This window comes from Sphaerisporangium rufum, from assembly GCF_016863395.1.
Lineage (GTDB): Bacteria > Actinomycetota > Actinomycetes > Streptosporangiales > Streptosporangiaceae > Sphaerisporangium > Sphaerisporangium rufum.
In genome coordinates, this window is record NZ_BOOU01000101.1 from 36391 (window position 1) to 42766 (window position 6376).

6 protein-coding genes and 1 pseudogene are annotated in these 6376 nt (G+C 65.7%); 2 read left to right on the forward strand and 5 right to left on the reverse strand.

The window, feature by feature from the left end; translation table 11 throughout:
* The 3 genes and pseudogenes from Sru01_RS32730 to Sru01_RS32740 form a co-directional block, all read right to left on the reverse strand.
* A pseudogene (locus Sru01_RS32730) lies at positions 1 to 414 on the reverse strand (type II toxin-antitoxin system VapC family toxin); the annotation flags it as partial.
* Positions 415 to 441: 27 nt separating this feature from the next.
* Positions 442 to 654, reverse strand: coding sequence for a hypothetical protein (locus Sru01_RS32735; protein WP_203994019.1), 213 nt, complete (start codon positions 652 to 654; stop codon positions 442 to 444).
* Positions 655 to 823: 169 nt separating this feature from the next.
* Positions 824 to 2062 carry an NsdA family TPR-like regulatory protein gene (locus tag Sru01_RS32740; protein ID WP_239137943.1) on the reverse strand — a complete coding sequence of 413 codons (1239 nt, stop codon included), beginning with the start codon at positions 2060 to 2062 and terminating at the stop codon, positions 824 to 826.
* Between the two features lie 174 nt (positions 2063 to 2236).
* Between Sru01_RS32740 and Sru01_RS32745 the strand changes: the two genes are divergently transcribed.
* Positions 2237 to 2908, forward strand: a complete 672-nt coding sequence (locus Sru01_RS32745; RefSeq protein ID WP_203994022.1) for an ATP-binding protein — start codon at positions 2237 to 2239, stop codon at positions 2906 to 2908.
* Positions 2909 to 4181: 1273 nt separating this feature from the next.
* Positions 4182 to 5303, forward strand: a complete 1122-nt coding sequence (locus tag Sru01_RS32750; protein ID WP_203994025.1) for an ATP-binding protein — start codon at positions 4182 to 4184, stop codon at positions 5301 to 5303.
* Between the two features lie 328 nt (positions 5304 to 5631).
* Here the strand turns inward: Sru01_RS32750 and Sru01_RS32755 are convergent, their stop codons facing one another.
* Positions 5632 to 5967 (reverse strand): hypothetical protein, encoded by a 336-nt coding sequence (locus Sru01_RS32755; protein WP_203994028.1) that lies wholly within the window; start codon positions 5965 to 5967, stop codon positions 5632 to 5634.
* Positions 5964 to 6376, reverse strand: a 413-nt coding sequence (gene msrA, locus Sru01_RS32760) for a peptide-methionine (S)-S-oxide reductase MsrA (RefSeq protein ID WP_203994031.1), incomplete at its 5' end; no start/stop codon positions are given. The genes msrA and Sru01_RS32755, both read right to left, overlap by 4 nt.

The window sequence follows — 6376 nt, forward strand, 5'->3', positions numbered from 1 at the left end:
TCAGGCGTGCGAAGGGTCGACCGATACTCCTCGAAGGACTTCGACTGAAACGAGCGCGTTGACCGCACGGCCGAGCCTCGCATCAGTCGTAAGCAAAGGCAGTTGTCGCTCCAACGCGGCCTGCACGAACAGGGCGTCGAACATCCGCAGCGAGTAATCAACGGCCAGGATCGCTGCTCTCTGAATGCGATCGACACCGCAGACATGAACCACCACAGCGAGGTCATCGATCACACGTGTCGCGGCCAGGAACGTCGCTCTGTCCAGCCGACCAGAACGCAGCCCCTTCTTACGAAGCACTTCGGCCACCTCGACACGCGCGAAGTCGACGGTCTCCAGCCGCAGCCCACCTGTCAGGAAGGCCCGCTGAATCTCGCGGGCGTGCTCGTACCCGTCCTGGTCGACGAACCACCGGAGGAAGACGTGTCAACGATGTATCCCTCAGCCACGCGGCTCGTCCCGCAGGCGTTGCAACTCCTCGTCCAGGCCCGTCACGCCGCTCATCCGCTCCTGGACCCCCGCCAACGTCGCCAGGACGGCCTGACGAGAGCCATGAGCCGGCACACTCCCCCGCACCAACGCAAGGGCCCGCCCGACCTGCTCGTCTGGCAGTTCATCGATCAGATGATGGAGCTCTTCACGTTGCACGCTCACGTGAGCAGTCTAAGCGCTATCGCGCCTAGCCCCTCTTACCTTCCGTGAATCGCTGTGATACCGAACGTTACCAAGGGGCGTCACTCAGGAACTTCCAGGCTGACGGGGACTGATCCCGGCACGCGTGGTGCGGCCGGCGGGAACCGGTCAACCCGCCGGGCGCCTTCTGCTACCGGGCGGGCATGCGAGAGAGAAGGTCTCGCACCTGCGGCACGTCGCTGTGCGGTCTGAGGCGAGCGAGGACGACCCTGGTCCGCTCGGCGGTCCGGTTGCTCGCGACGTCGGCGGACACGTCGAGCATGCGTTCGGTGACCTGCGCGGCTTCCTCGGGCTCGTTGGCGTCGGCCAGCGCGACGGCGAGCCAGGACAGGTAGAGGGCCAGTTCGCGGGCGTGCGTGGCGTCGTAGCGGCTGAGAACGTCCGTCAGCAGCGGCACAGCACGTAGCGGGCGGCGCAACTCGGTGAAGGCACGCGCCTTCATGATCCGGAGTTCTCCCGCGTCGACCCAGTATAGGTACCCGGGGTCATCCCTAGGCGTGTCGCCGGCCAATGCCTGGTCGGCCTCGCCCAGTGCCCGCATAGTCGCCTGCGCCTGGCCGTTGCGCGCGTACGCCCATGCCAGACGGTCCCAGCACAGTGCCCGGGCGCGTGCCGGTGCGTCGGGGCCGGCCGCGTCCAGGGCGGCATGGGCCAGCTCGATGCTCTCGCCCGGGTTCTCGGAGTTCGCCACCTGGTAGGCCAGCGATCCGACGAGGTTGGACTCAAGGACGCCGTCGCCGGCTTCGTGAGCCGCGCTGATCCCGAGCCGGTACGTACGAGCCGCCTGGTCGGGTAACCCGGCGTCGCTGGCCACCCAACCGGCGATCTGCGCGATCTCGCCGACGGCGACCAAAAGGGTGTGCCCCACGGCTTCGGTATGCGTGCTCTCCCGATACAGCCGCACGGCCGTGTCGAGCTCCCGGAACGCGGGCCGGATCAGATCGCCGCCGGCCAGCACGTCATCGGCGAGCCGCAGGCCGTGAGCCCGTGACATCAGATCGGCGACCGCCTCTGAGCTGACGCGCCGCGCCTTGCGCTTGGTGACCCTGCCGAGCGGGTTCTCCTGCCCGAGAAGGTCTTTGAGGACGTCGGCGGGCAGGCGGCGCGGTCGCGGCCCGCCCTCGTTGAACAGTTCGCGCTCGTCCATGTCGAACACCCGGCAGTACAGCAGCGCGTACGGGTCGGCGGGGCGATGGCGGCCGGCTTCCCAGTCCTTCATCAGCCGCACGATGGAATCGCGCTCGGGGAGCCGTACCCGAGTGTGGTCGTCAGCCGCGTCGCAAAGCCGCCGGGCCATCTCCCGTTGCGACCAGAGCCGGTTACGCCGTTCGGCACGGAGGCGAGCCGCCCAGACTGGAACATCCTCCATCGGTACTCCTGTGGGGGAGAACGCGGGATCTGCCTGTCTCCCCCAGTCTCCCCTATCCGGACTGTCGGCGCCCGTGCACTGAGCGCTGTGATGGATGCGACGTCAGAGACAACGGGACCCGCAGGCGCGGTCACGCCGTACGGGTCCCTTGACCGCACGCTGGAGGTGCGATCCATGGCACAGCCTAGGCCCATTCCGCCCCATCCCTACCAGACAGCCACCGGCATCCTGCTGGGTGTCACCGACTTGCCCGGTTCGCCGGAATCGGCGTCCCGCGCCCGCGCCTGGATCCGGGACAGGCTCGGCGAGGATCATCCTGCCCTGGAGGACGTGACACTCCTCGTGTCCGAGGTCGTTACCAACTCCGTGATCCACTCCGCATCACGCGACGGCGGAAAGGTCACGCTCGCTATCGCCGACTGCCATGAGTTCATCCACATTGACGTGGTGGACGACGGCGCCGAGACGGAACCGCGTGTGTGCGGCGACCCCTTCGGCGAGAGCGGGCGCGGGCTCATGCTGGTAGACGTCATCGCCCGGAACTGGGGTGTCTACACCGACCCGGCCGGACGCACGGTGTGGTTTCAGTGCGCCTACCGGCGCCGGGCAGCCGACTCCCCGTCACTGGCCTGTCCCCGGCCCCGAGTGCCGGCCGAACCGACACCCGGCCACGAAAGCGCGCTGCGGCGGACCGCCCGGCAGGCCGCCCAGACCGTGGCCGACAGTGCCCGGCAAGAGCAGGCGCTGCGCCTGGTCCAGCGCTGGGACCTGGATCCCGATGGCCTGAACGAGGCCGCCCGAAGGATCGGCGTCGCCCCCATGGACGGCATGGGGACCCGCCACTGAGCCAGAACGGCGGCGCGGCGGGTTCCTCTGGATGGCGAGGGCCGGAGGTGGCCTCTTCCTCGTGCCGCGCCGCCGTTCTCCCCGTTCCTCGGCAGAAAGGAGACCGATCAAGGTAACCAGCCCCCAAGGGATATGTACCCAGGGATCACAGTCCCCCGGTGCTTCCGTCATCGGGGGCCTTTCCATGTCCCGGGTATCACCGATACCGGTCACCGGTCCCGCGCCCGGCATGGCGTGTCCGGTGGGCTGGTGCTGAGGAACGAAGTACCAGCCCTTCGATCGCCCCCGGCCAGGCGCGAAGATCAGCCGAAACTGGCGATCGTGGCAGCGTCGTGGTGACTGTCTGCTGGTCCTGCAAACCTGCCGCGGCGTGCCGCCGCCCACCTCAGAAAGGCGCGGCCACCAAGTCGCTGTTGGTGGCAGCGTGTACCAGAGGTGGCGGATACGGTCCGGTACGACGGATGCTCGAAGCGGCGGGCGCCGCGACCTGCCCACCACCACCGAGCGGCCGCGGGCCGGCACCGGCCGCCTCCTGACGTCCTGCTTGCACACGAGCGCCAGCCCCGACAACACACCCCTCGCCCTGCTCAAACAGTAGAAGACGACCGCCAGGGTTGAACATGTAAGGCGGCGTTGCTGTACCCACTTCTGTACAGCACCCGGCCGACGCCAGCCCGAGTTCCATGGCAAGGTGAGCCCATACCCTGGCACCACCCAGGCCCGAGGAATGGAAGCCCTGCAGTAGCCCGCAAATCACCTTTTAGGAGAGCGGCGCCCACATCCGGGACCGTAAAACTAATGGCTCGCACAGACCCTCCATCGGCTGACCGGCCTTACGGACCGCAGGATGGAGGGCCACTTCGGCGGTGCCGCCGTGCCGAGGTCGCACCGTAGACGTCGAACAGCCGGAATTCGGGGCAGGTCTCTGAGACCATTCGGCTATGTCGGAGAAAGCACCCACCACCCGTCGGACCACACCTGCTGAACGCCAAGCCCAAACAGGTGGCGGTCTTCCGGCCGACCAAGGGTCTGCCGGTTCATCTTGCGAAGCGGCTGCTCAGAGCGGTCGTTCCATCGAGACCCCAGGACAGATGGATGTCACATACCCGATCCCCACCTCGTGAGCGAGATGTCAGATGCCTGGAAGAGCGACGTGGAGGTGCTCGTAGCTAGGGTCTCGGATCTGGCTACGCGCACGATGAGGTTTGCACGAACGTTGCCTGACAGACCGATCCGTCCGCGTCGGCGCTCCCACGCATACAGGAGTGCGGTAATGGCGTTCCATCGGTCGCGCCGCTCGGTGCTGGACGATCAAGGGAACCTCACGCGAGACGGGCGTGCAAGATTCATCGAACTCGCGAAGCAATATGGAGCCAGCGAGCAGGCTAGGTCCCGCGCGTTCGCGATCGCGATGATCCCGAATGCAGCGATCGGCTTAGTGGGCCCTTTCGTGGTCGGCAACCGACTATTCGGCCTGGGGTTTGTGGGGACACTGGGCTGTCTTTACATCGCGCTCGCGATCCCGGCAGCCATGTACTTCGCGGTCATCGTACGCACGTTCAAGGGGCTGGCGGCGCTCCTGACGCTACCGGTAGCCATGTTCACAATCGGCCTGGCACTCTTCGCTCTAGCCTGGCCAGGCCATGGAGCCTCAATGATTCAAAGCTTTCCATGGATGGAGGTGGGAATAACCTCTTTATCCATCTATGGGTCGATGCTGCTTGGCGCGCTTATCAGTGGCCCTATTCTTCTAATGGCGGAGATCCGGATAACTCGCAGGTGGCCCGAGGCCATGGCATTGCGGCAGATCCTATGGGCACTTGAGACAATGTCCGAAACCCCTTATCTAGGACCAGATGAGCGACAACGTCTCTCCCAGATCTTCGGTCGGATTTCCAATCTGATCGGTTTGCACCTTCCTGCTACCCTGCCTTCCTTCCATCAAGCCGGTCGTGACATGCTCAGATCGCGATGCAGGCTGGCGGCGCGAGCGGTACAGGAGTACGAAATCGACGCTATCCTCGCCACCGGTGTCACCAGAGTGACACTCCAGGAGAATCTGAGGAAATTGGCCACTGTAATTGTATGTGCCGATTACGGGCACCTCCCGCTACCGAAGAACGAAACACACATAACGACGAAGGGAGTGCTCAAATTCCTTGTCCGCATTCTCCGCCTCGTGTGCGTGGGACTTTTGGTCCCGGCGGCCGTATGGGCGACCGGCCAGTTACCGATGCCCGCTTGGTGGGATGCCTACCGTGATGGCGCCACAGTGTTCGCGATCGCGTGGGTGGTTGCCACGATCTTCGTCATGCTCAACCCCCACTACAAAGACCCGCTCCAAGTGGCGCAGGAGTTCCTGTCGATGATCAACCCGAACCGGAGGTCTGAATAAAGACCAGACTGGCCTCCATGTACATGTCTCTTGGCCCCGCTGGTACGCCTCTCTCCCACGTACCTGATACCGGGAAAATTCCGGGTCATTCCGATTGTAATGCTGCGCGGCTCGACGGGCTTGTCGATGCGGCGGGTGGAGACCTCGGACAGATAGGAGCTTGCGACCACCCTGATCAGGGTTTGCTAGGCGCGGCACCGGTGCTGCAGTTTCTTCAAGCGCGTCGGGCGGTGCGTGCCCGGACCGGCCAACGAGCCGCAGCCGGGCACGTAGACCGACCGGCGCGCCCAGCGGGCCGCCTTTAACCATGTAGAGAAGGTCCTCGCCGCTACTGCTCTCTGTAGTCGTCGCCTGCGGCTGCATCCCGGACGACAAGGTCCGCGATACGGAGCAACCGTGCGACGTAGGCCCGGTTCTCGCGTCGGCGGACGCGTGGGAGAAGCGCCCGCAGGTCTCGGGCGCACTCCCTTACGGTCCGAAGCTGCGTAGCCGATAACGCGGCGTGCCGACTCCCGACGTAGCTGGTCAGGCATCCCGCCATGTAGAGATCGAGCAGCATGACGGGCTGCCCGTTGATCTCGAAATCACGTAGATCGTCCGGGCAGAACTGCCCCCTGTGCTCGGCCCACAGCACCGAGACCTCGTTGAAGACCTCCCGGTTCACTCACCCGCAGGCGCGATGCCCTCCGGGCACGAGACCCCGGTACCCCCCAACCCGCAGTAGCCGTTCTTGTTGCGCCAGAGGTACTGCTGGTGATACTCCTCCGCGAAGAAGTAGTCGGGGGCAGGGGTGATCTCGGTGGTGATGTCGCCGTAGCCGGCGGCGGTGAGGACCTGCTGGTAGGCGTCCCGGGACGCCTGGGCGGACTTCTCCTGGGCCGGGCCGTGGGTGTAGATGGCCGAGCGGTACTGGGTGCCGACGTCGTTGCCCTGGCGCATGCCCTGGGTCGGGTCGTGGGCCTCCCAGAAGACCCGCAGAAGTTCCTCGTAGGAGACCTGGTCGGGGTCGTAGACCACCCGCACCACCTCGGCGTGCCCGGTGCGGCCGCTGCAGACCTCTTCGTACGTGGGGT